Source organism: Methyloferula stellata AR4, from assembly GCF_000385335.1.
GTDB classification, from domain to species: domain Bacteria; phylum Pseudomonadota; class Alphaproteobacteria; order Rhizobiales; family Beijerinckiaceae; genus Methyloferula; species Methyloferula stellata.
Genome location: NZ_ARWA01000001.1, coordinates 136,258 through 162,365 on the forward strand (window position 1 = coordinate 136,258; position 26,108 = coordinate 162,365).

Below are 26,108 nucleotides of genomic sequence, written 5' to 3' on the forward strand. Positions count from 1 at the left end.
ATAGGACAGCTTTACTGACCATTTTAAATCAAGCCCGGCATACGTATGGCGCCGGCGAGGTAAAGCCAAGGAGCGGAGCCCAAGGATGAGCGGCAGCGCAGAGCAAGGAAAGCAGCATGAGCAGGGCCAGAGCGAGGCCCGGCTGCCGAAACCTATGGCCGCGCTCCCAGGGTCCAAAGCAGGCTTCATGCCGGGCCTCGACCCGAACCTGCCCGCGGCGCAGGGGCTTTATTCGCCGCTCAACGAGCACGACGCCTGCGGCGTCGGTTTCGTCGCCGACATGAAGAACCGCAAGTCGCATGATCTCGTCCAGATGGGCCTCAAGATCCTGCTCAACCTCGACCATCGCGGCGCTGTCGGCGCCGATCCAAAGGCTGGCGACGGCTGCGGCATGCTCGTCCAGATTCCGCATCGCTTTTTCGAGACGAAAACCGCCGAGCTTGGCTTCAAGCTGCCGGCGCCGGGCGATTATGCCGTCGGCAATCTGTTTTTGCCGCGCGATCCGGGCGGCCGCAAAATCATCGAAGAAATCGTCGAGCGTTCGACCACCGAGGAAGGTCTCGTCTTTCTCGGCTGGCGCGACGTGCCGGTCGATTCAACGGGGCTCGGCGAGAGCGTCAAGCCGACGGAGCCCGTCATCCGGCAGGTCTTTATCGGACGGCCCGACTATATCGAAGACCAAACGATCTTCGAGCGGCGGCTTTACCTTTTGCGCAAGGTGATCTCGAACAGCATTTATAAACTTGCCGATCCGCATACGCGCGGCTTCTATGCCGTGTCTTTGTCGTCGCGCACGATCGTCTACAAGGGGTTGTTGCTCGCAACGCAGCTCGGCGAATATTTCAAGGATCTGCAGGACCCGCTGTTCGAGACGGCGCTGTCGCTCGTGCATCAGCGCTTTTCGACCAACACGTTTCCGACCTGGCAGTTGGCGCATCCTTATCGTCTCGTCGCGCATAATGGCGAGATCAATACGTTGCGCGGCAACGTCAATTGGATGGCCGCACGGCAGGCGTCCGTCGCGTCGGGCCTTTTTGGCAACGATATTTCGAAGCTTTGGCCGATCTCCTATGAAGGCCAGTCGGACACGGCCTGTTTCGACAATGCGCTCGAGTTTTTGGTGCAGGGCGGCTATTCGCTCGCCCATGCCATGATGATGCTGATCCCGGAAGCCTGGTCCGGCAATCAGCTCATGGACGAGGAGCGCCGCGCCTTTTACGAATATCACGCGGCTCTCATGGAGCCATGGGACGGCCCGGCTGCCGTTGCCTTCACCGACGGACGCCAGATCGGCGCGACGCTCGACCGTAACGGCTTGCGGCCGGCGCGCTATCTCGTGACCGACGATGGTCTCGTCGTGATGGCCTCGGAAGCGGGCGTGCTGCCGATCCCCGAAGAAAAAATCGTCGCCAAATGGCGGTTGCAGCCGGGCCGCATGCTGCTCGTCGATCTCGAACAGGGCCGCATCATCTCGGACGACGAGATGAAGCATCAGCTTTCGACATCGCATCCCTATGCCGAATGGCTGAAGCGGACCCAGATCAAGCTCGAAGAGCAAAAGCCGGTCGAGCCGCGCGCAACGCGCAGCGACGTCTCGCTGCTCGATCGCCAGCAGGCCTTCGGCTATACGCACGAAGATCTCTATCTGTTGATGTCGCCGATGGCCGTTACGGGCCAGGAGGCGGTCGGCTCGATGGGCACTGATACGCCGATTTCGGCGCTCTCGTCGAAGTCGAAGCTGCTCTATACCTATTTCAAGCAGAATTTCGCGCAGGTCACCAATCCGCCGATCGATCCGATCCGCGAAGAGCTGGTGATGAGCCTCGTGTCGTTCATCGGGCCGCGGCCGAATATTCTCGATCATGAAGGCTCATCGAAAAAGAAGCGGCTCGAAGTCCATCAGCCGATTCTGACGAACGGCGATCTCGACAAGATCCGCTCGATCGGCACGTTCGAGGACTCCTTCGACACGAAGACGCTCGACACGACTTATGCCGCCGAGACCGGCGCCGAAGGCATGGCCGAAGCGCTGGCGCGTTTGTGCGACCGCGCCGATCAGGCCGTGCAAGGCGGCTATAATATCATCATCCTCACCGACCGTCTGGTCGGGCCGGACCGCATTCCGATTCCCGCCCTGCTCGCAACCGCCGCCGTGCATCATCATCTGATCCGCAAAGGCTTGCGAACCTCCGTCGGGCTTGTCGTCGAGACGGGCGACGCGCGGGAAGTCCATCATTTCGCGCTGCTCGCGGGCTATGGCGCGGAAGCGATCAATCCCTACCTCGCCTTCGAAACGCTCGCCTCCATGGCGGATGAATTTCCCGAAGAGGTCGACGGCTATGAAGCCGTGAAGCGCTACATCAAGTCGATCGACAAGGGTCTGTTGAAGGTCATGTCCAAGATGGGCATTTCGACCTATCAATCCTATTGCGGCGCGCAGATCTTCGACGCCGTCGGCCTGTCGGAAGAGTTCGTCGCGGAATATTTCACCGGCACGGCCACGCGCATCGGCGGCGTCGGCCTCAAGGAGATCGCGCAGGAGACTTTGCGCCGCCACAAGGATGCGTTCGGCGACGCGCCGATCTATCGCAATGCGCTCGATGTCGGCGGCGACTATCAATTCCGCATTCGCGGCGAAGCGCATTCCTGGTCGGCCGAGTCCGTGACCTTGCTCCAGCATGCGGTGCGCAGCCATAATGCCGAGACCTACCGCCGCTATTCGGACCTCATCAACGACCAGCTCGATCAGCCTCTGACGATCCGCGGCCTCTTCCGCGTGAAGGCAGCTGTGGAAGATGGCCGCCAGCCCATCCATATCAGCGAGGTCGAGTCCGCCGCGCAGATCGTGCGGCGCTTCTCGACCGGCGCCATGTCGTTCGGCTCGATCTCGCGCGAGGCGCATACGACGCTGGCGATCGCCATGAACCGCATCGGCGGCAAGTCGAACACCGGCGAAGGCGGCGAGGAATCCGACCGTTTCAAGCCGCTGCCCAATGGCGATTCCATGCGCTCGGCGATCAAGCAGGTGGCGTCCGGCCGCTTCGGCGTGACGGCCGAATATCTCGTCAATGCCGACATGATCCAGATCAAGATGGCGCAGGGCGCAAAGCCAGGCGAAGGCGGCCAATTGCCGGGCAATAAGGTCAATGCCGTGATCGCCAAGGTGCGTTATTCGACGCAAGGCGTCGGCCTCATCTCGCCGCCGCCGCATCACGACATCTATTCGATCGAAGATTTGGCGCAGCTCATCTTTGATTTGAAGAACGTCAATCCGCAGGCCGATGTCTCAGTGAAGCTCGTCTCGGAAGTGGGCGTCGGCACGGTCGCCGCCGGCGTCTCGAAAGGACGTGCCGATCATGTGACGATCTCGGGCTTCGAAGGCGGCACCGGCGCATCGCCGCTGACCTCGATCAAACATGCGGGCTCCCCTTGGGAGATCGGGCTTGCCGAGACGCATCAGACCTTGGTGCTCAACCGCCTGCGGTCGCGCATCGCGGTGCAGGTTGATGGCGGTCTTCGCACCGGCCGCGATGTCGTGATCGGGGCTTTGCTCGGCGCTGACGAATTCGGCTTCGCCACGGCGCCCTTGATCGCGGCAGGCTGCGTGATGATGCGCAAATGCCATCTGAATACCTGCCCCGTCGGCATTGCGACGCAGGATACCGTCTTGCGCAAGCGCTTCGTCGGCCAGCCCGAGCACGTGATCAATTTCTTCTTCTTCATCGCCGAGGAAGTCCGCGAGCTGATGGCCGACATGGGCTATCGCAGCTTCGACGAAATGATCGGGCAGATGCAGATGCTCGACAAAGAAAAGGCCGTCGCGCATTGGAAGGCGCAAGGCTTGGATTTCTCCAAGCTCTTCCATAAGCCCCAACCCGTCGGCGCCGACCCAATCTTCCATGCGACGCGTCAGGACCATAGGCTCGACGCCGTGCTCGACCGCAAACTGATCGAAGCCGCGCGGGACGCCATTACATCCCGTGTTCCGATACGGATCGAGACCGCCATCCACAACACGGACCGCACGACGGGCGCCATGCTGTCGGGCGAGATCGCCCGCGTCCATGGTCACGACGGGCTCCCCGATAATACAATCCACATTCTCGCCAAAGGCACGGCCGGGCAGAGTTTCGGCGGCTGGCTCGCCCATGGCGTAACGCTCGAGCTCGAAGGCCAGGCCAACGACTATGTCGCCAAAGGCCTGTCAGGCGGGCGCATCATCATCTATCCGCCGCACGACACGAAAGTCGTCGCGGAGGAATCGATCATCGTCGGCAATACCGTGCTCTATGGCGCGATCTCGGGCGAATGCTATTTCCGCGGCGTCGCGGGCGAGCGTTTCGCCGTGCGCAATTCAGGCGCGGTCGCGGTGGTCGAGGGCACCGGCGACCATGGCTGCGAATATATGACCGGCGGCATCGTCGTCGTCATCGGCAAGACCGGCCGCAATTTCGCCGCCGGCATGTCGGGCGGCATCGCTTACGTGCTCGACGAAGACGGCACTTTCGCAAAACGCTGCAATCTCGCCATGGTCGATCTCGAACCCATGGCGGAAGAAGAAGAGCTCATGCAGCAGAGATATCATCAGGGCGGCGATCTCGACTCGCATGGCCTCGTCGATATCATGCACGACATGACGCGCTTCGACGCCGAACGCCTGCATCAGCTCATTTCGAACCATGCGAAATATACGGGCTCGCAGCGGGCGAAGCTCATCCTCGACAAGTGGGACGAGTACCGGCCGAAATTCCGCAAGGTGATGCCCGTCGAATATAGACGCGCGCTGCAGGAAATGATCGCCGAAGACGAAAAGGCGCTGACGCCGGCTGGGTGAGCTGCCTCATCCTTCAAGACGCTCACCTCGTGAGGCTCCTGGGATGAGGGAAGCTGCAAATCATCGCGCCGACGTACCTTGTATGTGTCACGACAAGGAATCAGGCCAACGAAAGACGATAGAGTTTCGAATTTTATCACTAAGTAAAACGGTCGCAACAGTGCAAAGTATGAAGCTGCATAGGCCTACAATAAGCAGTTTTAGTCTTGACCAACGCTCCCTTGCGATAGCTTCGACAGCTATCGCACCGAAAACAACGACCAAGACTATTAGTAAGATCCAATTGGCGATAATTTTCGACCGGCGCAGCGGCCAGTAAAAAGCATCGATCAATTCTGCGTCGCTTGGATCTGCAATGAAAATATAGGGAAGAACGACGGCAGCTCAAATAAGGACTCTTATGCAAAAGGCGGCCTTTGTCCTTCCGCTCATGATCGTCTTTTAGACTCCCAAATTTAAGCCGCCAGATCCGCCACCACGGCATCGAGCAGCGGAAAGCCCTCCTGGCTGACGCGCAGCCAGCCATGCGGCGTATATTCCACCATGCCCTCTTCGACGAGCGAGGCGATGCGCTGCGGATCGAGGCTGCGTCCGGAGAGCGCCTGAAACCGCGACGGCTCGATGCCTTCGGTCAGCCGCAGGCCCATGAGCAAAAACTCATCGCCCTGCTCTTCGGTCGACAACAATTCGTCTTCGACAAGCGCATGGCCGTCGGTTTCGACAACCGTCAGCCACATTTCAGGATGCTGTTCGGTCGATTGCGCACGGCGACCCTTCGCGGTCTTAATGCGCCCATGCGCGCCGGGGCCGACGCCGACATATTCGCCATAGCGCCAATAGATGAGATTATGCCGGCTCTCGGCGCCCGGCCGCGCGTGATTTGAAATCTCGTAGGCGGGCAGTCCCGCCTTCGTCATGATCTCTTGCGTGATGTCCCAAAGGGCGCGCGCCTTGTCGGCATTCGGCAGTTTGAGTTTTCCCGCATCCCGCAGGCGCTCGAACATCGTGTCCGGCTCCACCGTCAATTGATAGAGCGACATGTGATCGGCCGTATGCGACAGCGCGGCTTGCAGCTCGTTTTTCCAAGCCTCCACCGTTTGGCCAGGCCGTGCATAGATGAGATCGAAGGAATAGCGATCGAAGATCGAGGCCGCGATTTTCACCGCCGCGAGCGCCTCCGCCGATGTATGAAGACGTCCGAGCGCTTTCAGATCGGCATCGTTCAAAGCCTGCACGCCGAGCGAAACGCGATTGACGCCGGCCGAACGGTAGCCGCGGAAACGTCCGGCCTCGACGCTTGTCGGATTGGCTTCGAGCGTGATTTCCGCGCCGGGCAGGATCGTCCAATGTTTGGCGATTGCCCCGAGAATGGCTGAAACCGTCTCCGGCTTCATCAAGGAGGGCGTGCCGCCGCCAAAGAAGACCGAGGCGACCTTGCGGCCTTTTGTCAGGGCGGCGCGATGCGCAAGCTCCGTGCGGAAGGCTGCGACAAATCTCTCTTCGTCGATCGGATTGGCACGAACATGGCTATTGAAATCGCAATAGGGGCATTTCGACAGGCAGAAAGGCCAGTGCACGTAAACACCGAAGCCGGGATCCGCCGGAACATAGGTTTGGCTCGCCATTTTCGCTCTATGTCCTGATTGCGCGGCAGAGGGCCGATCCAAAAGAACTCAACCTTCGTCGCGACACAGTGATGAGGGCAAAAGACGCGCCATACGCTTGCCGAAAACACCCGTCATGGCTGGCCTCAGGTTTGGCTAGACCTGTGCCAAAATGATACGTGGGACATTATGCGATTCCCAGTCTCATCATGCTAGCCAAAAGTTAAGGCGGCGTTCACCACGTTTTTGAGAATCCAGGGAGAAATCCCCCAGTAAAAGGATGCGTTTTGAGCTATCTGGTCCCCCCGCCTCTGCCGGCGCCGGTTGTCGTCACGAAAGATGTCGGCGGCTTCGTCAGCGAATACCAGGCGCGCACCGAGGAATACCGCAAGGAGAATCGGGAAGTCAGGCTGCACGAGTGCCGTTCGGCCTGCACTTTGGCGCTCAGCCTGCCGAATGTTTGCGTCTATCCAAACAGCATCCTGAAGTTCCATCTCGCCTATAATGCCCGAAATCACATCAGCGACTACGGCGTTTCGTCCGAGCTGTTCAACTCCTATCCCGACGCGGTGCGGGCACGTCTTGGCACGCTCACGCGCGAATATAAAGTCATCTCGGGCGCCGAATTGATTCAACTTGGCATCAGGGATTGCAACGAACCGCGCATCATGGTCGCGTCGGTCGGCAAGACCGTGCCGCGGCCGGTCGATCCGGACATCTCGCTCTCCGGCATGATGCATAGCGTGGCAAACGCGTGGTCGAGAACAGGCGCGAGCCAGCCCCCGCCGGTTCCAAGCGAGCCGGTCAAACTGGCTTCGCGCGAGCCGGCCAAACCCGCACCGTCCGATGTGGTCTTCGCCGCTTTTCCCTTGCCGCCGGCCCGTCCGCAGGAACTCAGCGGGACAGAGGAAGAGACAGATTCGAAGCTGACCCTGGCCGAAGACAAGGCCGCCGACGTGCCGCTGCCGCCAAGCCGCCCGGCCAGTCTCACGCTTTCCTATACGCAACGGCTGCCGGTTCTGGCGCGGCCGCGGATCATGGCCGGCGCTGCGCCAATTTTGCCGAGCCAGACATTCGTCGCACTCGCCACGATCACCCAGCGTTGAGTCATCGGAGCGAAAACACGCACGGTAAAGGCCGGTGCGCAGAGGCGCATGGCAAAGAATGGAAACTTCTCACTCCGGCGCATTGCCTGGAACTTGCATAGGAACTCCGATAGCCGCTTGATCCCGCCTTTGACTCAGGGGAGCCAGCCAAACGTGTCCGCCGACGCCTCGCAAACGCCTTCCAGCACCGACCGCAAAATGCATCTCGACACGGCCGATGCGGAAAACCGGATCGATGGCCTGTTTCGCGATCCGCAAACCGACGCGATTTTCGACGCCTATGTCGCCGGCGAAATTCCGGCGACTGAGATCGCTCCGCGCATCCACGCCCTTCTGGGATTATGATCCTTCATGCCGAATTACACTTACACGGAGACCGGCGTCCTCAAGAACAAATTCGGCATTCAAATCGCAGCGAAACTGCGCCCGGTGGAAGCAGCTTTCGTCGCCGCGCGGCGGATCGAGATCGAAGCGGGGCATGGCCCGAAGCCGACGCTTGATTCGGCCTATCTGAAAGGCCTGCATCAGCATCTTTTCCAGGATGTCTATGAATGGGCAGGCCGGACGCGCGGCGAGAAGGTCACGCTCTCGGACGGCACGGTTGCGAGCGAAACCGAATTCAACAAGGCCGACGGCAAGGACTATCTCTACGCCCGCCTGTTGCCGACCTCGTTCGAGCAATTCGACAAAGGCCTGCGGGACAATCATTTCTGGCGCGGCTCCGACCGTGCGGATTTCGCCAGAGCCGTCACCGACATCATCACCGATTTCACCGCCATGCATCCGTTTCGCAAAGGCAATGGTCGGACTTTGAGGATCTTTCTGCGGGAGCTTGCGCGCGAGGCCGGCCATGCGCTGGATTTTTCGGTGATCTCGCGCGAGCGCATGCGCCATGCCGCGATCTCTCTGCACGAGCTCGACGACACGACTTTCTATCGCAGCCTGATCACCGAATTGCTCGACCCGGAGCGCGTCGCGGCGCTCAAAGCAGCGATCGCCTTTTTCGACGCAGAAAAATTTCCCTGGAACGATTATGAGATCGCGACGCCTGAACCCGGCCAAACGGCAGAGCTTGTTTTGACGAGCGTGCAAGGCCCCTATTTCATCGGCCACGGCCCCTTGCAGATTCTCGTCGGCAAGCTGTCCGACCTGCGTGAACCGATCCCGAATGTGGGCGACGCTTTTACTCTGGCGTAACAACCGCTGCGGACGGGCAGATCATAAATTTGCGGGAAATCTTAAAATCGGTGGTGGGCCGGGCAGGACTCGAACCTGCAACCAGACCGTTATGAGCGGCCGGCTCTAACCATTGAGCTACCGGCCCGGCAGGCCTCGAAGGTCAGCTTCGAATCCCAATTTATGCCGGATGCGCCTTTTACCGCAACGTGCGGCAGGTGCAATCCGCGGCGCAAGGCGCGCTTGCCCGAAAGGCGTCAGCTTTGTCCGTCAGGCACATCTTGTCCGCTGTGCACATGATGCCGATGCGCGCAACGTCTCAGCAATGGTGGGCGCGACAGGGATCGAACCTGTGACCCCTACCATGTCAAGGTAGTGCTCTCCCGCTGAGCTACGCGCCCGCAGCGGAGCGTACTCGACGCACCGTTGCCGTTGGTCTGGGAATATATCGCCTTGCGCTGAGGTGCAAGGCGGATTTGGAGGGTCAATTTCGCGCGGGAAAAGGCGTCAGGCTGCGAGAAGCTTTTGGACTTCGCCGACGAGGTCCTTGAGATGAAAGGGCTTCGACAGGATCTTCGCCTGCTTTGGCGCGTTATTGTCGGGGTTGAGCGCCACGGCGGCAAATCCCGTGATGAACATGACCTTGATGTCCGGATCAAGCTCTGTAGCCCGGCGGGCGAGCTCAATTCCGTCCATTTCGGGCATCACAATGTCGGTCAGGAGCAATTCATAGGGCTCTTCGCGCAATTTATTATAGGCGGAGAGACCATTGTCGAAGGAAGATACTTGAAAACCGGCGGTCTCGAGAGCTTTGGCAAGGAAACGCCGCATATCATGGTCGTCCTCCGCCAGGAGAATCTTGTAATTCGGCAGAATCGGGTTTTCAGTCATCGGAGCCTCGCTAATCGGCCCACATGTAAAACTATTTTGGTAAAAATCGAGTGAAACCTGGCATCGACTGCGCTAACCATAATGGGTTGCAGGCAAAGCGGATCTTTGCTTCAGTCTTGGGCGCGCCCCAGATGCTTGAGGCCGGCTGGCGTCTTTCCCCTCCGGTAAAACAAGCGGCGGCGAAACGCTGCGCCTCTGGCGCACCGGCGGAGACCAGATAATGACCGAAGAGGAGCCTGGCAAAGCCGCGCACCCGACACCATCGCAAGAACCGCCTGCGCAAAGACCGCTGGAACCGGAACTCGATCCGCCCTTCGATGTGATAGAGCCTCCGGCCCTTCTTTGTCCGCTCGTGTTTTCGTCGCCGCATTCAGGCAGTCTTTATACCGAGCGCTTTCTGGCCAATGCGCGGCTCGATGCGAAAACCTTGCGGCGGTCCGAGGACGCTTTTGTCAACGGCCTGTTTGGCCGGGTCGTCGAACTCGGCGCGCCATTGCTCTCGGCCAAATTTCCGCGCGCCTATCTCGACGTCAACCGCGAGCCCTATGAGCTCGATCCGCGCATGTTCGAAGGGCGTCTGCCGGCCTTCGCCAATACGCGTTCGATCAGGGTCGCGGGGGGGCTGGGCACGATTGCCCGCGTGGTCGGCGAGTCGCAGGAGATCTACGCCCGCAGGCTGCCGGTCGATGAAGCGATCCAGCGGATCGAGCAACTCTACAAGCCCTACCACCAGACGTTGCGCAGCCTCCTCGACCGCGCGCATCGGATCTTCGGCGTTGCCGTTCTGATCGATTGCCATTCCATGCCTTCTGTGTCCCTGCAAGGCGGCACGGCGGGCATCGTGACGGAAAAGGCGATAAAGGCCGATTTCATCGTCGGCGATCGCTACGGGACGAGCTGCGATGCCGGGCTGACCGACGCAATCGAATATGAATTGCGCCATTTAGGCTATGCGGTCAGGCGCAATAAGCCCTACGCGGGCGGCTTCATCACCGAACATTACGGCAATCCGGCCGGCCATTTCCATTCGATCCAGATCGAGGTCAACCGGGCGCTTTACATGGATGAGAAGAATCTGAGCCCGCTGCCGCGCTTCGATCGCATCGCAGGCGATCTCATGAAAGTGGCGGCTTTCTTGATCAGCGCCGCGGGCAGCCTCGGCCACGAACGGCCCTTGGCGGCCGAATAGGCGACTTTAGATAGATAGCCATGCCTGCGAGCGTGCCTTATAAAGACGCGCCAGCGCCTCTGAGGCAAAACCCGCCCTTTAAAAATAAAGAGGCCGCCTGCGTTACCACAAGCGGCCCAAGTCTAGGGAGGAAACGCCCAAGGAGGGCATCGGCGACAACGATGTTGCCGCGCCGCAATAATATGCACGTGCGTCGCACACCTTGCAAGAGCCGGACCAAGGATGCGTCGGCCCGTCGCAGAATTTCCCATAAGTCACTGAAAAAGCTGTACCTTCGTCCGTACTTTAGCGGCCCTTGAAAAGGGGTGCGACATTATTAACTTAAGCGCTGCTGCGCAGCAGCATCGCTTTGATTCGGTGCTGGGATGCCTTCCGGAGTGGAGATCAAGGGTGCGAGCCCGGACGCCCGGATGGAGCCAAAATCAGTCGGGTTTGGATGCCGCGCCTGGCTCCAGTGCGCAGGCATAGATCGCTTTGACGCGGGTCGTCACGCGCATGCTCGGATAGCCGTCGGCAATATATCTGATGAGAAATGTCCCGCTTTGGCCCGGTTCGACGGTCCCGCCGGCCGACATTGTAATGTCCTCCAAGGACAGGTTCTGGGTCGTGATCTCGACCTGCCGGATGATCTTGTCGGTCAGGACATTATTGACGTCCCAGGTGAAGGCATTGGCAAAAGCGACGATCGAGGGGCTGGCGGACCGGACTTTCTTCATCTCCGCGTCGGGCAGCTTTTCCGGTACGCACGCCGCGACCTTTTCTGCGATCCCATCCGACTCGAGTTGCGCCTTCTGCTCTTCGTCGCAGCGGGCTTTGCAGGCCTGCATGTCATCGCGGATCGTCTGGTCGTCGATATTGGGCGAAACCAGTTTCCCCTTCAGACACATATGAAAGCAGGTTTCGATCGCCCGCGCCGGCGCTATCCCGCCGGCGAAAGTGACGAGCGCACCCGCCAAAATCAGGCCCGATCTCGACATTTCGTCTCCTCCTGTGCCGAATTTTGCGGTTCCGGCATTCTATTTCAACTGGAGCGCCGGGGACGACTGTCGAGCCGAACCCTGAAGAATCTCCCTCGGACGGGTTTGTTGCGCTTGCGGTGTGCTAGCGGGCATGGGACATGCTCTGGCACCGACCGCCCCGCCAATAAAGGATCTCCTATGACCGCCGTGGATTTCGCCGCTTTCGTCGAAAGATTAGCCGACGTCGCTGGTGAGACCATCCTGCCCTTCTTCCGGACGCAGATCGGGGCCGAAGACAAAAGCCGGGGTGGCATATTCGATCCGGTGACCGAGGCCGACCGGGCCGCCGAATCGGCCATGCGGCGGCTCATCGGCGAATATTTTCCAGGCCACGGCATTATCGGCGAGGAATTCGGCGCGCATCAGGATCAGGCCGAATATGTCTGGGTGCTCGATCCGATCGACGGCACCAAAAGCTTCATCTCCGGCATGCCCATGTGGGGCACTTTGATCGGCCTCCTCCGCAATGGCGAGCCGACCTATGGCATGATGGTGCAGCCTTTCACCCAGGAACGCTTCGTCGGCGACTGCGAGGCGGCGCGCTGGCGGGGCCCCGGCCACGATCATGTACTCGGCGAGCGTAAGCTTCGCGTGCGTCCGTGCAGCGACCTCGGTCGCGCCACGCTCATGACGACCTCGCCGCTGCTCTATCCGCCGCCCAAGCTCGAAGCCTTCAGACGCCTCGAGCAAAAGGCGCGGCTCTCGCTCTATGGCTGCGATTGCTATGCTTTCGCCATGCTCGCGGCGGGCAATGTCGATTGCGTCATTGAATGCGGCGTGCAGACTTACGATATCGCGCCCTTGATCCCCATCGTCCAAGGCGCCGGCGGAATGGTGACGTCTTGGGACGGCGGCAGCGCGGTCCGCGGCGGCGATGTGATCGCGTCGGGCGACGCGCGGGTCCATGAAGCGGCCTTGAAGCTTCTGAACGGATGATCCCGAAAAGTTGCGGACTTTTCGGATAAGATTATCCGTCAAAAAGAATTCGCCGCTGTGGTGAAGCGGCGGCTAGTTTTCAGCGCGACGAAAACTCTTTGGAGGCGCAGATGCGCGAACGTTTTACGGAAGAACTCAAGACGGCCATGAAGGCCGGCGAGAAGCGGCGGGTCGAGACGATCCGCATGATCACTGCCGGGCTGAAGGATCGCGACATCGAGGCGCGCGGCCAAGGCAAGACGGTCAGCGACGAGGATATTTTGGGACTTCTCCAGAAAATGGTGAAGAGCCGCCAGGAATCCGTCGAGATCTACGACAAGGCAGGGCGCACCGATCTTGCGACGCAGGAGCGCGAGGAAATCGCGATCATCCAGAGCTTCCTGCCGCAGCAGATGAGCGAGGCGGATGTCGAGGCTGCGATCGCAGAAGCGATCAAAGAATCCGGCGCGACATCGATCAAGGACATGGGCAAAGTCGTCGGCCTGCTCAAAGGCAAATACGCCGGGCGCATGGATTTCGGCAAGGCGAGCGCCGTGGTGAAAGCCAAACTCGGCGCCTGACGCATGACATGAGATCGCTGATCCCGAAAAGTTGCTTCGACTTTTCAAACAGGGTCAGGCACGCCCATCCAAGCTCGAAGCGCGTGACCCTGAAAGCGATTGACCTTGATGAGCCCCATGATATTCGGCCGAAGGCAGATTCTTGCCGGTGCGCTCGCTGGCGCAGCAGGTGTGGCGATCCGCGCGCAAACGGCGCTAGCACAAACCAGCAATCTTTTCGATCTCATCGGCGACGACGGCAAACCCATCGTCAATTATCGCCTGCCGGCCGAATTATCGGTGACCGATCTGCCGGGCGTCGTCTGGGTGGGTTCTTCCAGCCCCGATGTGATCCTCGTCGAATTTTTCGATTATAATTGCCCCTATTGCCGCAAGGCGACCGGCGATCTCGATACCCTGGTCGCCAAGGACAAGAATTTTCGCTTAGGGCTCGTGAACAATGCCGTTGTCGGCGGCGTCGGCTCGGTGCAGGCCGCGAAAGTGCAGCAGGCCGTGCTGAAACTCTATGGACCCGCGCGCGCCTATGAATTTCATAAGGCTCTATTTGCCCATCATGGGCAAAACGACGGGCTGAGTTCCCTGGATATTGCCAAGAAAATGAAGCTCGATGCCGCCGCCATCGAGACCAACGCCGATGCGGACGATGTCGGTTCGGTCCTGATCAAGCAAGCCAAACTTGCTCAGAGCCTCGGCTTCGACGCGACCCCGTCCTTCATGCTGAAAGGCGTGGGTCTCCTCGGCTATCCCGGCGCAAAAAGCCTGCATGCGATGATCGCGGCGGTGCGCTCATGCGACAAGCTGAAGTGCGGGTAGCGTCATGCGCGGGCTTGACCCGCGCATCCAGGCACAAATGATAATAATAGTGCCTTCCCTCCGCGTCATGGCCGTGCTTGTCACGGCCATCCACGCCGAGACATTGCTTCAATGATCGGGGTGCTGGAGCGACGTCCAAACGTGGATGGCCGGGTCAAGCCCGGCCATGACGGTTGAAAAAAAGTCAGGCCCTCACGTCGCTTCCGACATGAAGATCGCCAATTCCTCTTCGCTCATGTGAAAGAGATTGGCCTCAGCCGGAAAGGCACCGCGGCGCACATCCTCGACATAGGTGCGATAGGCGTTGTCTTGCAGGATGCCCGCTTCGGCATAGCGCTTATTGTGGCGGAAATTATTGCCTGTCGTGCCCAAGAGGTCGGTGACAACCAGAACCTGCCCGTCGGTCTTGCGTCCGGCGCCGATGCCGATGCTGGGCGCTGTGACGCGGCTTGTGATCTTGCCCGCCACTTCTTCCGGCACGAGTTCCAAAATCAGCATCGACATACCGGCTTTGTCGAGCGCAAGCGCCGCATCGATCAGGGCGGCGGCATCGGCCGCCGAGCGGCCCTTGACGCGTTTATCCTCGTGATGCTGCGGCTCGAGACCGATGTGGCAGCAGACGTCGATCTTCGCCGCCACAAGCGCCTCGACGATTGCCGGCCGCGCGCCTTCGAATTTGACCATGTCGGCGCCGGCCTCGACGAGAGACCGCGCATGAGTGAGTGCGGCCTCTGGCGTCTCATAGGTCTTGTAGGGAAGATCGGAGAGGATGAAGGCCTCAGGCGCGCCGCGCCGGACGGCACGCGTATGGTGGCAAATGTCATTGAGCGTCACCTCGCGCTCGCTGGCATAGCCGAGAATATTGGTGCCGACGCTGTCGCCGACGAGCAGAATATCGACGCCGGCCTGCCATTCGGCCGCGGCCGTCGGCGCATCATAGGCCGTCAGCATGACGATGGGCTTACCCTGACGTTTCATCTCGAAAAAACGCTGCGCGCGGGTCGTCTCTGCCAAGACCGGCTCCCTTCCATCCGCTCTGAACGCGTATCGGCGGAAAAAGCCGACAAAAACACATGTAATAGCTTGGAGCGGAAAATGCCTGGGGTCTTGGTGTAATAAGGCAGGGCTTTTTAAACGGCAACGGGCGGCCCGACATCAGCCGGACCGCCCGCAATTTGTATCATGCGCTGGCCTTATACCAGCGCGGCATGGGTTCACACCGCCCGCGCGGCGTGCATCTCCTTGATCTGCTCGGCATTATAGCCGAGCTGGGCCAAAACCTCGTCCGTGTGCTCGCCCAGCAGCGGCGAGCCGGTGATCTCGACCTTCAAGTCGGAGAATTTGATCGGGCTGCCGACGGTCAGATATTTGCCACGCTGCTTGTGATCGACCTCGACGATCGTGCCGCTGGCGCGCAGCGACGGATCGGCCGCGATTTCCTTCATCGACAGCACCGGCGAGCACGGGATGTCGAACTTGCGCAGAATATCGACGGCTTCGAACTTCGTCTTGTCGGAGAGCCACTCCTCGATGAAGGCGAAGATGTCGAAGATCTTGTCCTGGCGCGCTTCGGCCGTCTTATAGGCCGGATCTTCGATCCATTCGGGCTTGCCAAGCGCCTTGCAGATCGGCGCCCAGGCATGACCCTGGATGGTGAAATAGATATAGGCGTTGGGATCGGTCTCCCAGCCCTTGCACTTCAAGACCCAGCCAGGCTGTCCGCCGCCGCCGGCATTGCCGCCACGCGGCACGACGTCGGTGAATTTGCCGTGCGGATATTGCGGATATTCTTCGAGATATCCAACCTTGTCCAAACGCTGCTGGTCGCGCAGTTTGACGCGGCAGAGGTTCAAGACGCTGTCTTGCATCGAGACGGCGACCTTCTGGCCCTTGCCGGTCTTGTTGCGCTGATGCAGCGCCGTGAGAATGCCGATGGCAAGGTGCATGCCCGTGTTCGAGTCGCCGAGCGCGGCGCCCGAGACTGTGGGCGGGCCGTCCCAGAAGCCCGAGGTCGAGGCAGCGCCGCCAGCGCATTGCGCGACATTCTCATAGACCTTCAGATCTTCGTAATGATGGCCGTCGCTGAAGCCCTTGACCGAGGCGACGATCATGCCGGGGTTCAGCTCTTTGATGTGCTCCCAGGTGAAGCCCATGCGGTCGAGCGCGCCCGGGCCGAAATTCTCGACGAGAATGTCGGATTCCTTGATGAGCTTCGTCAGCACCTCTTTGCCAGCCGGCGTCTTGGTGTCGAGCGTCAGCGAGCGCTTGTTCGAATTCAGCATGGTGAAGTAAAGCGCGTCGGCGCCGGGTACGTCGCGTAATTGCGAGCGCGTCACATCGCCGGAGCCGGGCCGCTCGACCTTGATGACGTCGGCGCCGAACCAGGCCAGAAGCTGAGTGCAGGCGGGCCCTGCCTGCACATGGGTGAAGTCGATAATTTTAATGCCCTCGAGTGGCTTGTCGCTCATTGGTCCATTTCCTTTCCAACTTTTTGCTTTGTACCGAAACGGGAAACCTTGCGGCCCGCTCCGGTCGTGAATGATCCACCCTTCCCGGTGGAAACCCTCATGGCCGAAGGCCTTTACCTTCCATCTCGCTTAGCTTGGCTTCGAGTTCCGCGACCCGCTTGCGCAGATCGCGCTCCTCGGCCCATCGCTTGGTCTCGTCACGAATGACGGCGACAATGGCTGTCAGCGCACCTTGCGGCGAATGCAGAAGCGCAACCGTGAAGGCGATCGACAAAGCGCTGCCATCCTTGTGCACTGCGGGCACCCGCAGGACATCGAAGGCGTAACGGGTCTCACCCGTTTTCATCGTCTGATGATAGCCGTCCCAATGCCGCTGGCGCAGGCGCTCGGGGATGATCAGATCGAGGGAATGGCCCAGCGCTTCGTTCTCGCTGAAGCCGAAGATGCGCTCCGCCGCTGGGTTCCACAACGTGATGGCACCATTAGCATCGGATACGATGATCGCATCGCCGATCGCCGCAACCAGTTCGTTCAAGTTCACTGCCGAGTGCATTGACACCTACTCTCGACTTCAAAACTGGAGGTGGGCAGCGCGTTACGCCGCCCGCCCGGATTGTCCCGCATCTCCGCCGCCGGCGGGACAGGGCTTTACGCAGCCGCCTTCTTGCGAACCACGCTTTGCGGATTGAGGTTCCCGATATTGCCGCTCTCGCTGCCGGCGGCCGGATCGATCGCGGCGTTGATGAGGGTCGGCCGGCCGGAGTCCATCGCCTCGTTCACGGCGCGCGAAAGCTCGTCGGGCGTCGCCACATGAACGCCGACGCCGCCGAAAGCTTCCATCATCTTGTCGTAGCGTGAGTCCTTGACGAAGACCGTTGTGCCGGGGTCGCGACCCGTCGGGTCGGTGTCGGTTCCGCGATAGATGCCGTTATTGTTGAAGACGACGATGCAGATCGGCAGATTGTAGCGACAGATCGTTTCGACCTCCATGCCGGAGAAGCCAAAGGCGCTGTCGCCTTCGATCGCGAGCACGGGCTTGCCGGTCTCGACCGCGGCGGCGACGGCGAAGCCCATGCCGATGCCCATGACACCCCAAGTGCCGACGTCGAGGCGTTTGCGCGGCTGGTACATGTCGATGACGCCGCGCGCCAAATCGAGCGTATTGGCGCCTTCATTGACGAGGATGGCGTCCGGCCGCTCCTTAATCACGGTGCGCAGCGCGCCGAGCGCGGAATGGAAATCCATCGGCGACGAATTTTTCAAAAGCTTCGACGCCATTTTCGCGAGGTTCGCTTCCTTGCGCGCATTGATCGCGCTCGTCCATTCGACCGGCGGGACCGACCAGTTGCCGTCGATGCCCTTGAGAAGAGCGGATACGCAGGAGCCGATGTCGCCGACGAGCGGAGCGGCGATCTCGATATTCGAGTCCATCTCCTTGGGCTCGATGTCGATCTGGATGAACTTCTGCGTTCCGGGCTCGCCCCAGGTCTTGCCCTTGCCATGCGACAGCAGCCAGTTGAGGCGGGCGCCGATCAGCATCACGACATCGGCTTCTTTCAGCACCATGGAACGCGCCGCGGAGGCCGATTGCGGGTGCGTGTCGGGCAGCAGGCCTTTGGCCATGCTCATCGGCAGATAAGGAATGCCGCTTTGTTCGACGAGAGCGCGGATTTCGCTATCGGCCTGCGCATAGGCAGCGCCCTTGCCGAGAATGATCAGGGGCCGCTTGGCGCTCTTCAGAACATCGAGAGCGCGCTCGACAGCGGCGGGCGCGGGAAGCACGGCTGGCGCGGGATCGATGACCTTGACGAGCGACTTGGCGCCGGCCTTCGCATCCATGACCTGAGAGAACAATTTCGCCGGCAGATCGAGATAGACGCCGCCCGGACGGCCGGACACGGCGGCGCGGATCGCACGCGCGACGCCGATCCCGATGTCCGCCGCATGCAGCACGCGGAAGGCCGCCTTGCAGAGCGGCTTGGCTATGGCAAGCTGGTCCATCTCTTCATAGTCGCCCTGCTGCAGGTCGACGATTTCGCGCTCGGACGAGCCCGAGATCTGGATCATCGGAAAGCAATTGGTCGTGGCATTGGCGAGCGCCGTCAGACCGTTGAGAAAGCCGGGGGCCGACACGGTCAGGCAGATGCCGGGCTTTTTCGTGAGATAGCCGGCGATGGCCGCCGCATTTCCGGCATGCTGCTCGTGCCTGAACGAAATGACGCGCATGCCTTCGGCCTGTGCGAGACGGCCGAGATCGGTGACCGGGATGCCGGGCACGCCATAGATCGTGTCGATGCCGTTGAGCTTGAGCGCGTCGATGACGAGATGAAAGCCGTCCGTCAGCTCCTGTTCGGCGCCGGCTTCGGCCACGACGATTCCGGCATCGCGCGGCTTCGCCTTCAGCGCATCTTCGGCTCCGGTCGTTTCGCCCTGCCGAACCTCGGCTCTTGCGGCCTCTTTCAACATCGTCTCTCTCCCTATGAATATCGCGGACTGTTTTCCGTCCTATTGGAACAATTCGGTCCCCTGCTCTTCGACCACGGCGGCTAGACCGAGCGTGTGGTCGCGCGACAGACGCACGGCTTCCTCGGTTTCGCGCTTTTCCAGCGCAGTGATGATTGCAAGATGTTCTCCGAACGAACGTTCGGCGCGATCATGCTTGCTGATCATCAATTGCCGGATGCCGCGGACATGCAGCAGAAGATTTTCGGTCATGTCGGCCAAGACCTGCGAGCCGCTCATGCGGATGATCGCCTGATGAAAGGCGATATTGGCCGACGAATATTCGTTGATATGCTCGGACGGCTTATGGTTCGCGCTGAATTCCTCGAAAATCTGGCGCAGCGCGCCGACATCCGCATGAGGGTTCATCGAGATGAGGCGGACGGCCATGCTCTCCAGAGCGGCCCAGGCTTGCACCATCTCGACGATTTCGCGCTGTGTCTTCCGGACGACGAGAATCCCGCGGCGCGGAACCGTGCGCAGAAAACCGTCTTGTTCGAGCATGGCGACGGCTTCGCGGATCGGCGTCCGGCTAACACCGAGCCGTTCCGAGAGCTCGCGTTCGTCGAGCATCACCGGATCCGGATCCGAATAAACGTCCATCCGGATGATCGCTTCTTTGAGGGCTGTGTAGACCTTGTTTTTGAAGCTCTCCTCGGCCCGAATTTTCGGGAAAAGCTCGCCATTGTCGGTCAGCCCTGACCGCTTGATGTCTATTGCCATCCTTAATCCTGCCCTAACCCGTCAAAACGGGTTCAATTATTAAAATAACATTGGCATGCCACATGCCAGCATGTCAACGGGGATGATTATGCCAACTGTTGGAATGCCAACTACAACATATCATTTCGATTGTGGCGCCGCGCCTCACGATTGGCGGAACTGCGGATAAAGATTTTTGGGCCGCAGGTTGCTGAAGGCGTCCAAAGAAGAGCCATCTTTATGTATAAATAATTGATTATATTTATTGTTTTATGCGCGGACCGAAATCTCTATCGATTTTTTGCCGCAAGGCGCGGCCGTGGCCAAACCCTTAAAATTATGTTGAGAAATGGACCTGCCGACAGAGCGCGTCCATTGATACGGCTTGTCATCCAATAGAAATAAACTCTTGCATGGTGGCATATCTTATACAAGTATACCAGCATAGCCGGCGCCAAAAGCCAGCAATAAAGAGTTCTGGGAGGATTTAATGGAGACGTCACAATCTCCTGCGGACGTAGGTGCGCCTGCTCCGTGGTTTCGTTGGCTTCAGCTCGCCATGGGCATCATCTGCATGGCGATGATTGCAAACCTGCAATATGGGTGGACCCTGTTCGTCGATCCGATCGACGCCAAATTCCACTGGGGCCGGCCGGCCATCCAATTGGCCTTCACAATCTTCGTCGTGACCGAAACCTGGCTCGTTCCCATCGAAGCCTGGTTCGTCGACCGCTACGGTCCGCGCGTGGTGATCATGTTCGGCGGTGTCATGATTTCGCTCGCCTGGATGCTAAACTCCATAGCCAGCTCGCTCTTCGTCCTTTACGCCGCCGCTGTCGTCGCCGGCATTGGAGCGGGCGCCGTCTACGGCACATGCGTCGGCAATGCGCTGAAATGGTTCCCCGATCGCCGCGGTCTCGCGGCCGGCGCGACGGCCGCGGGATTTGGCGCGGGCGCCGCGCTCACCGTGGTCCCGATCGCCAAGATGATCGCCACAAGCGGCTATCAAAACGCCTTCTTCAGCTTCGGCATCGGCCAAGGCATCATTGTCGTCTTGCTCGCGCTTTTCCTGCGCAAGCCCGAACATACGATGCCGCCGCGCAAGAAGAAGCTCCACCTGCCGCAAACCAAAATCGATTACCAGCCGTCAAAAACCATCAAGCAGCCGGTTTTCTGGGTCATGTATGCGGCCTTTGTGATGGTCGCAGCGGGCGGCCTCATGACAGCCGCGCAAATCGGCCCCATCGCGCATGATTACAAGATTGCCGATGTGCCGGTCAGCCTGCTCGGCTTCCAAATGGCGGCTTTGACCTTCGCCATCTCGCTCGATCGGATCTTCGACGGTTTCGGCCGTCCGCTCTTCGGGTATATCTCCGATCATATTGGACGCGAGAACACGATGTTCATCGCCTTCAGCCTCGGTGCGGCGGCGCTCCTGACGCTCTGCGCCTATGGTCAAAATCCGATCGTCTTCGTGCTGGCGTCGGGCCTGTTCTTCGGCGTCTTCGGCGAAATCTACAGCCTGTTTCCAGCGACTTGCGGCGATACGTTCGGCTCCAAATATGCCGCGACCAATGCCGGAATGCTCTATACGGCCAAAGGAACCGCCTCGTTGCTCGTGCCGCTCGCGAGTCTCCTGGCTGCCGCCTATGGATGGTATGCCGTGTTCAGCATCGCGGTCGGGCTCAATATTACAGCTGCGCTTTTGGCGCTCTTCGTCATCAAGCCGATGCGCCGTGCTCTGATCCTGCAAAGCGAGCCTGCGGCGGCGGCCACCGTTCAGACGGCGAACGGCAGTCTCGTCTAAAAATTTCCTCCCCGCGAAGAAAAAGGGCACGCCTTCCCAGCGTGCCTTTTTTCATGTCCAAAATCCGAAGCTTTGCAGCTTCGGCCGGCAAGGCCCCAGACTGCGTCAAAATTTCGATTTTTTTCTGTGAGTTGCTGTGGGTTAAGTCCTTGCTCCTTGCGCCGGATGGCGGGATGCGGACAATCCAAAAATGCGTTTTCCACCGTCTTTTCTCGAAGAGATCAAAGCTAGGCTTCCTGTCTCGGAAGTCGTGCGGCGGCGCGTCAAATTGATGAAATCCGGCCGCGAATGGAAAGGCCTGTCGCCGTTCAATGCGGAAAAGACGCCGTCTTTTTTCGTCAACGACCAGAAGATGGCCTGGTTTGATTTTTCCTCCGGCAAGAACGGCAATATTTTCGACTTCGTGATGGCAACCGACGGGCTTTCCTTTCCGGAAACCGTCGAACGTCTCGCGGCCGACGCCGGATTGCCCTTGCCCACCGTGACGCGCGAGACCGAGGAACAGGAAATAAAGCGCGCCAGCCTGCATGAGGTGTTGGAACAGGCGGCGTTGTTTTTCGAGACGCATCTGCATGGGCGCCTTGGCCAGCGGGCTCGGACCTATCTCGATCAGCGTGGCCTCGGCCTCGACACCCAAAAGCAATTTAGGGTCGGCTATGCGCCGGCGGAAAAATATGCCTTGCGCGATGCGCTCGCGGCCAAGGGCATAACGGTCGAAGCCATGATCGAGACAGGGCTCCTGATCCATGGCGACGAGATCGCCGTCCCCTATGACAAGTTTCGCGATCGCGTGATCTTTCCGATCTGCGATCGCTCTGGCCGGGTGATCGCTTTCGGCGGACGTACGCTCGATAAGGACGGGCAGCCCAAATATCTGAACTCGCCGGAGACGCCGCTCTTTCACAAAGGCTCTGTTCTTTACAATCACCATCGGGCGCGCAAAGCCGCGCATGAACGCGGCGGCGTGATCGTCGTCGAGGGCTATGTCGACGTCATCTCCATGTCGAATGCGGGCTTTCCGCAATGCGTGGCGCCGCTCGGCACAGCGCTGACGCCCGACCAATGCGAACTTCTGTGGAAAATGGCCGAGGAGCCGGTGCTCTGTTTCGACGGCGACCGGGCCGGCCGCAAGGCAGCCTACCGGGCGATGGACATGGCTTTGCCTTTGATCGGCAATGGCCGCTCGCTGCGCTTCGCGCTTCTGCCGGATGGGCAGGATCCGGACGATCTCGCCCGCTCCGGCGGCGGCGGCGCGATTCAATCCGTCATCGGCCAAGCTCTGCCGCTCGTCGATCTGATCTGGATGCGCGAGACGGAGGGCGTCGATTTCCACACGCCCGAACGCCGCGCCGCCTTTCACCGGAGGCTCGGCGAGATCGCCAGAACGATCACCGACGAAACGCTGCGGCATTATTATCAAGCCGAGTTCAAGACGCGGCTCGACACGCTTTTTGGTGCGGACCGGGCGGTTCAAGTGCGCGACCGCGGCGCCCCGCCGCGCGGCCAATTCGGCGCGTCTCGTTTTGAGACATCGCGATTTGGCGGCTTTGGCAACAGGCGCGGATTCGGCCCGGGCGACGAGGCCAAAAGCCTCGCAGCGGCGCCCTCCGTCAGCACGAGTCTCGCCCGCAGCGCTTTGTTCCGCCCGGCGACGGCAGGTTTGCCGCCGCGAGAAGCTTTGATTTTATTGCTTCTTCTCAACCATCCGGCGTTGATCGAAACCTATCTGGAAGATATAGCGGCGCTTGAGCTTTCAACGCCGGAGGCCGCCAAATTCCGCGAAAAACTGCTCGGTCTTGCCGGACGGGAAGGGCTGGATCATCATGGGTTAGGGGCGGAATTGGCGCAAAGCGGGTTTGAACCGTTTCAGCGCAAGCTTGAGTCGATAAGTGCCCTGGCTTCGCATTGGTATATGGACCCGAAGGCCTCGGATGCAGATGCGGAAGAGGTTTTGAAACAGGCCTTGACCTTGCATCATAAGGCAAGGGCGCTACATAGGGAGTTGCAATTAGCCGAATTAGCTCTAGGAAATGACGCAAGCGAGCTCAATCTCGCGCGCCTCAAAGATATCCAAGAGCAATTATCCGCTCTTTCCGGGATGGAAGCCGCTGTGGAGGGTTTCGGTGCTCTATCTGGCCATCCAAGCGGAAGTCTTTAGGAAGAGACGGGTCGTTCTGCCGCATGGCCGCGGCGCGTTCCTTATCCTGACCAGGCATCGGGACATTTGAAATATTGGACGGTTTTGTGTCGGTTCTGTGTGTCGGGGCCGGCCCGGAATGAGTTTGATACAGGTCTTTGCAGAAATGCGGGCCCCTCTCTCATTTCGCCAGAAGCCGCGCGTGCGAGACAAAATTAGAAATTGGAGACCATTGATGGCGAAAAAGGAAGCAGAGAAGGTTGAAGGGGAAGGCGCGGCGGTCGAGACGGCCGACGGCCCCTTGCTCGATCTGTCCGATGCCGCCGTCAAGCGGATGATCAAGCTCGCCAAAAAGCGCGGCTTCGTCACCTATGTCGAATTGAATGCCGTGCTTCCCTCGGAAGAAGTCAATTCCGAGCAGATCGAAGACATTCTCGCCATGCTCAACGAGATGGGCATCAATGTCATCGAGGGCGAGGAAACCGAAGAGGCCGAACCGGCCGAGGAAGCCGAAGAGGAAGAAGCCGAGGGCGGCGAACTCGTCGAGATGGGTACGCAGCAGAAGGCTGTCGCCACGCGCTCCTCCGAGCCTGCCGACCGCACCGACGATCCCGTGCGCATGTATCTGCGCGAAATGGGTTCGGTCGAGCTTCTGTCGCGCGAAGGCGAAATCGCGATCGCCAAACGCATCGAGGCCGGCCGCGAAGCCATGATCGCTGGGCTCTGCGAAAGCCCGCTCACCTTCCAGGCCATCATCATCTGGCGCGACGAATTGAACGGCAGCAAGGTCCTGCTGCGCGACATCATCGATCTCGAAGCCACCTATGCAGGGCCTGACGGCAAGAACACGCCCAAGATCGACATGACGGCGCCGGGCGCGGCCGAAGCTCTAGCGCTGGCGCCCACCGCGCCCTTGACGCCGCCGGCGGGCCTGCGCCCGACCGAAGGCGGCGACGGCGAGGAAGCACCGATTCCGGAAGACGCCTTCGAAGAAGACGACGATATGGAGAATTCGGTCTCGCTTTCCGCGATGGAGACCGAGCTGAAGCCGAAGGTCGTCGAGACCTTCGACCGCATCGCCGACGCCTATAAGAAGCTGCGCCGCCTGCAGGATCAAAACGTCGAAAACAAGCTCAAGAACGAGACGCTGACGCCAGCGCAGGAGCGCAAATATAAGACGCTCAAGAAAGAGATCGTCGCCGACGTCAAATCGCTGTCGCTCAATCAAAACCGCATCGAGTCGCTTGTCGAACAGCTCTACGACATCAATAAGCGCCTGATCAGTTTCGAGACCAAGCTTTTGCGCCTTGCCGAAAGCCACGGCGTCTCGCGCGAGGATTTCCTCAAGAACTACCAGAATTCGGAACTCGATCCGAAATGGATCCTGCGCGTCTCGAAGCTCGGCTCGCGCGGCTGGAAGGAATTCGTCGCCAAGGGCAAGGATCCGATCAAGGACATCCGCGGCGACATTCACGGGCTCGCAACCGAGACCGGCCTCGAGATTCAAGAATTCCGCAAGATCGTCCATCTCGTGCAAAAGGGCGAACGCGAAGCCCGTCAGGCCAAGAAAGAAATGGTCGAGGCGAACCTCCGCCTCGTGATTTCGATCGCCAAGAAATATACCAACCGTGGCTTGCAGTTCCTGGATCTCATCCAGGAAGGCAATATCGGTCTGATGAAAGCCGTCGATAAGTTCGAATATCGCCGCGGCTATAAATTCTCGACCTATGCGACCTGGTGGATCAGGCAGGCGATCACGCGCTCGATCGCCGATCAGGCCCGCACGATCCGCATCCCCGTGCATATGATCGAGACGATCAACAAGATCGTACGCACCTCGCGCCAGATGCTGCATGAGATCGGCCGCGAGCCGACGCCGGAGGAGCTTGCCGAAAAGCTCGCCATGCCGCTCGAAAAAGTCCGCAAGGTCTTGAAGATCGCCAAGGAGCCGATCTCGCTCGAAACCCCGATCGGCGACGAGGAAGATTCGCATCTCGGCGATTTCATCGAGGACAAGAACGCGATCCTGCCGATCGACGCCGCGATCCAATCGAACCTGCGCGAGACAACGACGCGCGTTCTCGCGTCGTTGACCCCGCGCGAAGAACGCGTGCTGCGCATGCGCTTCGGCATCGGCATGAACACCGATCATACGCTCGAAGAAGTCGGCCAGCAGTTCTCGGTCACGCGCGAGCGCATCCGCCAGATCGAGGCGAAGGCGCTGCGCAAGCTGAAGCACCCGAGCCGGTCAAGGAAGTTGCGCAGCTTCCTCGATAATTAGGCTCAGCCATTTGGCGCGTCATGCGCGGTCCCCGGATCAAGTCCGGGGATGATGCGCGCATCCAGGAACGTTGTTTCTTTCTT

At 59.9% G+C, this 26,108-nt stretch carries 19 protein-coding genes and 2 tRNA genes; 11 read left to right on the forward strand and 10 right to left on the reverse strand.

Annotation, left to right across the window (positions count from 1 at the left end; translation table 11 throughout):
- Nucleotides 1–154 precede the first annotated feature (154 nt).
- On the forward strand, nucleotides 155–4,834 hold the full coding sequence (gene gltB / locus A3OQ_RS0100685; RefSeq protein ID WP_152428560.1) for a glutamate synthase large subunit: 4,680 nt from the start codon (nucleotides 155–157) through the stop codon (nucleotides 4,832–4,834).
- 455 nt (nucleotides 4,835–5,289) lie between these two features.
- Here the strand turns inward: gltB and hemW are convergent, their stop codons facing one another.
- Nucleotides 5,290–6,459: a radical SAM family heme chaperone HemW gene (gene hemW / locus A3OQ_RS0100690; RefSeq protein ID WP_020173424.1), complete on the reverse strand. Its 1,170-nt coding sequence runs from the start codon at nucleotides 6,457–6,459 to the stop codon at nucleotides 5,290–5,292.
- Nucleotides 6,460–6,725: 266 nt separating this feature from the next.
- Between hemW and A3OQ_RS24970 the strand changes: the two genes are divergently transcribed.
- From A3OQ_RS24970 to A3OQ_RS0100705, 3 genes are all read left to right on the forward strand, one after another.
- Complete coding sequence (locus A3OQ_RS24970; protein WP_020173425.1) at nucleotides 6,726–7,544, forward strand: hypothetical protein; 819 nt, start codon at nucleotides 6,726–6,728, stop codon at nucleotides 7,542–7,544.
- A gap of 153 nt (nucleotides 7,545–7,697) precedes the next feature.
- Nucleotides 7,698–7,889, forward strand: a complete 192-nt coding sequence (locus A3OQ_RS24215) for an antitoxin VbhA family protein (protein WP_152428263.1) — start codon at nucleotides 7,698–7,700, stop codon at nucleotides 7,887–7,889.
- A 6-nt stretch (nucleotides 7,890–7,895) separates the two neighbouring features.
- Nucleotides 7,896–8,741, forward strand: a complete 846-nt coding sequence (locus A3OQ_RS0100705) for a Fic/DOC family protein (protein WP_020173427.1) — start codon at nucleotides 7,896–7,898, stop codon at nucleotides 8,739–8,741.
- Between the two features lie 51 nt (nucleotides 8,742–8,792).
- Here the strand turns inward: A3OQ_RS0100705 and A3OQ_RS0100710 are convergent.
- From A3OQ_RS0100710 to cpdR, 3 genes are all read right to left on the reverse strand, one after another.
- Nucleotides 8,793–8,868, reverse strand: a tRNA-Ile gene (locus A3OQ_RS0100710).
- A gap of 178 nt (nucleotides 8,869–9,046) precedes the next feature.
- Nucleotides 9,047–9,121, reverse strand: a tRNA-Val gene (locus tag A3OQ_RS0100715).
- Nucleotides 9,122–9,227: 106 nt separating this feature from the next.
- Nucleotides 9,228–9,611 carry a cell cycle two-component system response regulator CpdR gene (gene cpdR, locus A3OQ_RS0100720; RefSeq protein WP_020173428.1) on the reverse strand — a complete coding sequence of 128 codons (384 nt, stop codon included), beginning with the start codon at nucleotides 9,609–9,611 and terminating at the stop codon, nucleotides 9,228–9,230.
- A 220-nt stretch (nucleotides 9,612–9,831) separates the two neighbouring features.
- On the opposite strand from cpdR, the gene A3OQ_RS0100725 reads away from it, so the two are divergent.
- The gene (locus A3OQ_RS0100725) at nucleotides 9,832–10,800 is read left to right on the forward strand and encodes an N-formylglutamate amidohydrolase (RefSeq protein WP_020173429.1); all 969 of its coding nucleotides are present in this window, start codon (nucleotides 9,832–9,834) and stop codon (nucleotides 10,798–10,800) included.
- Nucleotides 10,801–11,222: 422 nt separating this feature from the next.
- Here A3OQ_RS0100725 and A3OQ_RS0100730 read toward each other — a convergent pair whose 3' ends face one another.
- Entirely contained in the window at nucleotides 11,223–11,777 is a 555-nt protein-coding gene (locus A3OQ_RS0100730; RefSeq protein WP_020173430.1) for a hypothetical protein, read from the reverse strand.
- Nucleotides 11,778–11,957: 180 nt separating this feature from the next.
- Here A3OQ_RS0100730 and hisN point away from each other — a divergent pair, with 180 nt between their 5' ends.
- The 3 genes from hisN to A3OQ_RS0100745 all read left to right on the forward strand — a co-directional run bounded on the left by hisN (nucleotide 11,958) and on the right by A3OQ_RS0100745 (nucleotide 14,128).
- Nucleotides 11,958–12,755, forward strand: a complete 798-nt coding sequence (gene hisN, locus A3OQ_RS0100735; protein ID WP_020173431.1) for a histidinol-phosphatase — start codon at nucleotides 11,958–11,960, stop codon at nucleotides 12,753–12,755.
- Between the two features lie 110 nt (nucleotides 12,756–12,865).
- Nucleotides 12,866–13,315, forward strand: coding sequence for a GatB/YqeY domain-containing protein (locus A3OQ_RS0100740; protein WP_026595346.1), 450 nt, complete (start codon nucleotides 12,866–12,868; stop codon nucleotides 13,313–13,315).
- 108 nt (nucleotides 13,316–13,423) lie between these two features.
- A complete protein-coding gene (locus A3OQ_RS0100745; RefSeq protein ID WP_152428264.1) occupies nucleotides 13,424–14,128 on the forward strand; it encodes a thioredoxin domain-containing protein in 705 nt (234 codons plus the stop codon).
- 192 nt (nucleotides 14,129–14,320) lie between these two features.
- Here the strand turns inward: A3OQ_RS0100745 and panB are convergent, their stop codons facing one another.
- The 5 genes from panB to A3OQ_RS0100775 all read right to left on the reverse strand — a co-directional run bounded on the left by panB (nucleotide 14,321) and on the right by A3OQ_RS0100775 (nucleotide 19,821).
- Nucleotides 14,321–15,142, reverse strand: a complete 822-nt coding sequence (gene panB, locus A3OQ_RS0100755; protein WP_020173435.1) for a 3-methyl-2-oxobutanoate hydroxymethyltransferase — start codon at nucleotides 15,140–15,142, stop codon at nucleotides 14,321–14,323.
- 200 nt (nucleotides 15,143–15,342) lie between these two features.
- Nucleotides 15,343–16,596: a formyl-CoA transferase gene (frc, locus tag A3OQ_RS0100760; RefSeq protein WP_020173436.1), complete on the reverse strand. Its 1,254-nt coding sequence runs from the start codon at nucleotides 16,594–16,596 to the stop codon at nucleotides 15,343–15,345.
- Nucleotides 16,597–16,693: 97 nt separating this feature from the next.
- A complete protein-coding gene (locus tag A3OQ_RS0100765; protein ID WP_026595347.1) occupies nucleotides 16,694–17,149 on the reverse strand; it encodes a PAS domain-containing protein in 456 nt (151 codons plus the stop codon).
- 95 nt (nucleotides 17,150–17,244) lie between these two features.
- On the reverse strand, nucleotides 17,245–19,062 hold the full coding sequence (oxc, locus tag A3OQ_RS0100770) for an oxalyl-CoA decarboxylase (protein WP_020173438.1): 1,818 nt from the start codon (nucleotides 19,060–19,062) through the stop codon (nucleotides 17,245–17,247).
- 39 nt (nucleotides 19,063–19,101) lie between these two features.
- Nucleotides 19,102–19,821 carry a GntR family transcriptional regulator gene (locus A3OQ_RS0100775; RefSeq protein ID WP_020173439.1) on the reverse strand — a complete coding sequence of 240 codons (720 nt, stop codon included), beginning with the start codon at nucleotides 19,819–19,821 and terminating at the stop codon, nucleotides 19,102–19,104.
- 469 nt (nucleotides 19,822–20,290) lie between these two features.
- Here A3OQ_RS0100775 and oxlT point away from each other — a divergent pair, with 469 nt between their 5' ends.
- The 3 genes from oxlT (at nucleotide 20,291) to rpoD (ending at nucleotide 26,025) form a co-directional block, all read left to right on the forward strand.
- Nucleotides 20,291–21,607: an oxalate/formate MFS antiporter gene (gene oxlT, locus A3OQ_RS0100780; protein ID WP_026595349.1), complete on the forward strand. Its 1,317-nt coding sequence runs from the start codon at nucleotides 20,291–20,293 to the stop codon at nucleotides 21,605–21,607.
- Nucleotides 21,608–21,797: 190 nt separating this feature from the next.
- Nucleotides 21,798–23,765, forward strand: a complete 1,968-nt coding sequence (gene dnaG / locus A3OQ_RS0100785; protein ID WP_020173441.1) for a DNA primase — start codon at nucleotides 21,798–21,800, stop codon at nucleotides 23,763–23,765.
- A gap of 214 nt (nucleotides 23,766–23,979) precedes the next feature.
- Nucleotides 23,980–26,025, forward strand: a complete 2,046-nt coding sequence (gene rpoD / locus A3OQ_RS0100790) for an RNA polymerase sigma factor RpoD (RefSeq protein WP_020173442.1) — start codon at nucleotides 23,980–23,982, stop codon at nucleotides 26,023–26,025.
- Nucleotides 26,026–26,108 lie beyond the last annotated feature (83 nt).

What these genes read in the sequence shown, in the direction of transcription:
- A3OQ_RS0100705 (WP_020173427.1), top strand. Translation starts at nt 7,896, where the DNA reads ATGCCGAATTACACTTACACGGAGACCGGCGTCCTCAAGAACAAATTC.
- frc (WP_020173436.1), bottom strand. Translation starts at nt 16,596, where the DNA reads ATGAGCGACAAGCCACTCGAGGGCATTAAAATTATCGACTTCACCCAT.
- hisN (WP_020173431.1), top strand. Translation starts at nt 11,958, where the DNA reads ATGACCGCCGTGGATTTCGCCGCTTTCGTCGAAAGATTAGCCGACGTC.
- A3OQ_RS0100725 (WP_020173429.1), top strand. Translation starts at nt 9,832, where the DNA reads ATGACCGAAGAGGAGCCTGGCAAAGCCGCGCACCCGACACCATCGCAA.
- A3OQ_RS0100745 (WP_152428264.1), top strand. Translation starts at nt 13,424, where the DNA reads ATGAGCCCCATGATATTCGGCCGAAGGCAGATTCTTGCCGGTGCGCTC.
- A3OQ_RS0100730 (WP_020173430.1), bottom strand. Translation starts at nt 11,777, where the DNA reads ATGTCGAGATCGGGCCTGATTTTGGCGGGTGCGCTCGTCACTTTCGCC.
- dnaG (WP_020173441.1), top strand. Translation starts at nt 21,798, where the DNA reads ATGCGTTTTCCACCGTCTTTTCTCGAAGAGATCAAAGCTAGGCTTCCT.
- gltB (WP_152428560.1), top strand. Translation starts at nt 155, where the DNA reads ATGGCCGCGCTCCCAGGGTCCAAAGCAGGCTTCATGCCGGGCCTCGAC.
- oxlT (WP_026595349.1), top strand. Translation starts at nt 20,291, where the DNA reads ATGGAGACGTCACAATCTCCTGCGGACGTAGGTGCGCCTGCTCCGTGG.
- hemW (WP_020173424.1), bottom strand. Translation starts at nt 6,459, where the DNA reads ATGGCGAGCCAAACCTATGTTCCGGCGGATCCCGGCTTCGGTGTTTAC.
- cpdR (WP_020173428.1), bottom strand. Translation starts at nt 9,611, where the DNA reads ATGACTGAAAACCCGATTCTGCCGAATTACAAGATTCTCCTGGCGGAG.
- A3OQ_RS0100740 (WP_026595346.1), top strand. Translation starts at nt 12,866, where the DNA reads ATGCGCGAACGTTTTACGGAAGAACTCAAGACGGCCATGAAGGCCGGC.
- A3OQ_RS0100765 (WP_026595347.1), bottom strand. Translation starts at nt 17,149, where the DNA reads ATGCACTCGGCAGTGAACTTGAACGAACTGGTTGCGGCGATCGGCGAT.
- A3OQ_RS0100775 (WP_020173439.1), bottom strand. Translation starts at nt 19,821, where the DNA reads ATGGCAATAGACATCAAGCGGTCAGGGCTGACCGACAATGGCGAGCTT.
- oxc (WP_020173438.1), bottom strand. Translation starts at nt 19,062, where the DNA reads ATGTTGAAAGAGGCCGCAAGAGCCGAGGTTCGGCAGGGCGAAACGACC.
- rpoD (WP_020173442.1), top strand. Translation starts at nt 23,980, where the DNA reads ATGGCGAAAAAGGAAGCAGAGAAGGTTGAAGGGGAAGGCGCGGCGGTC.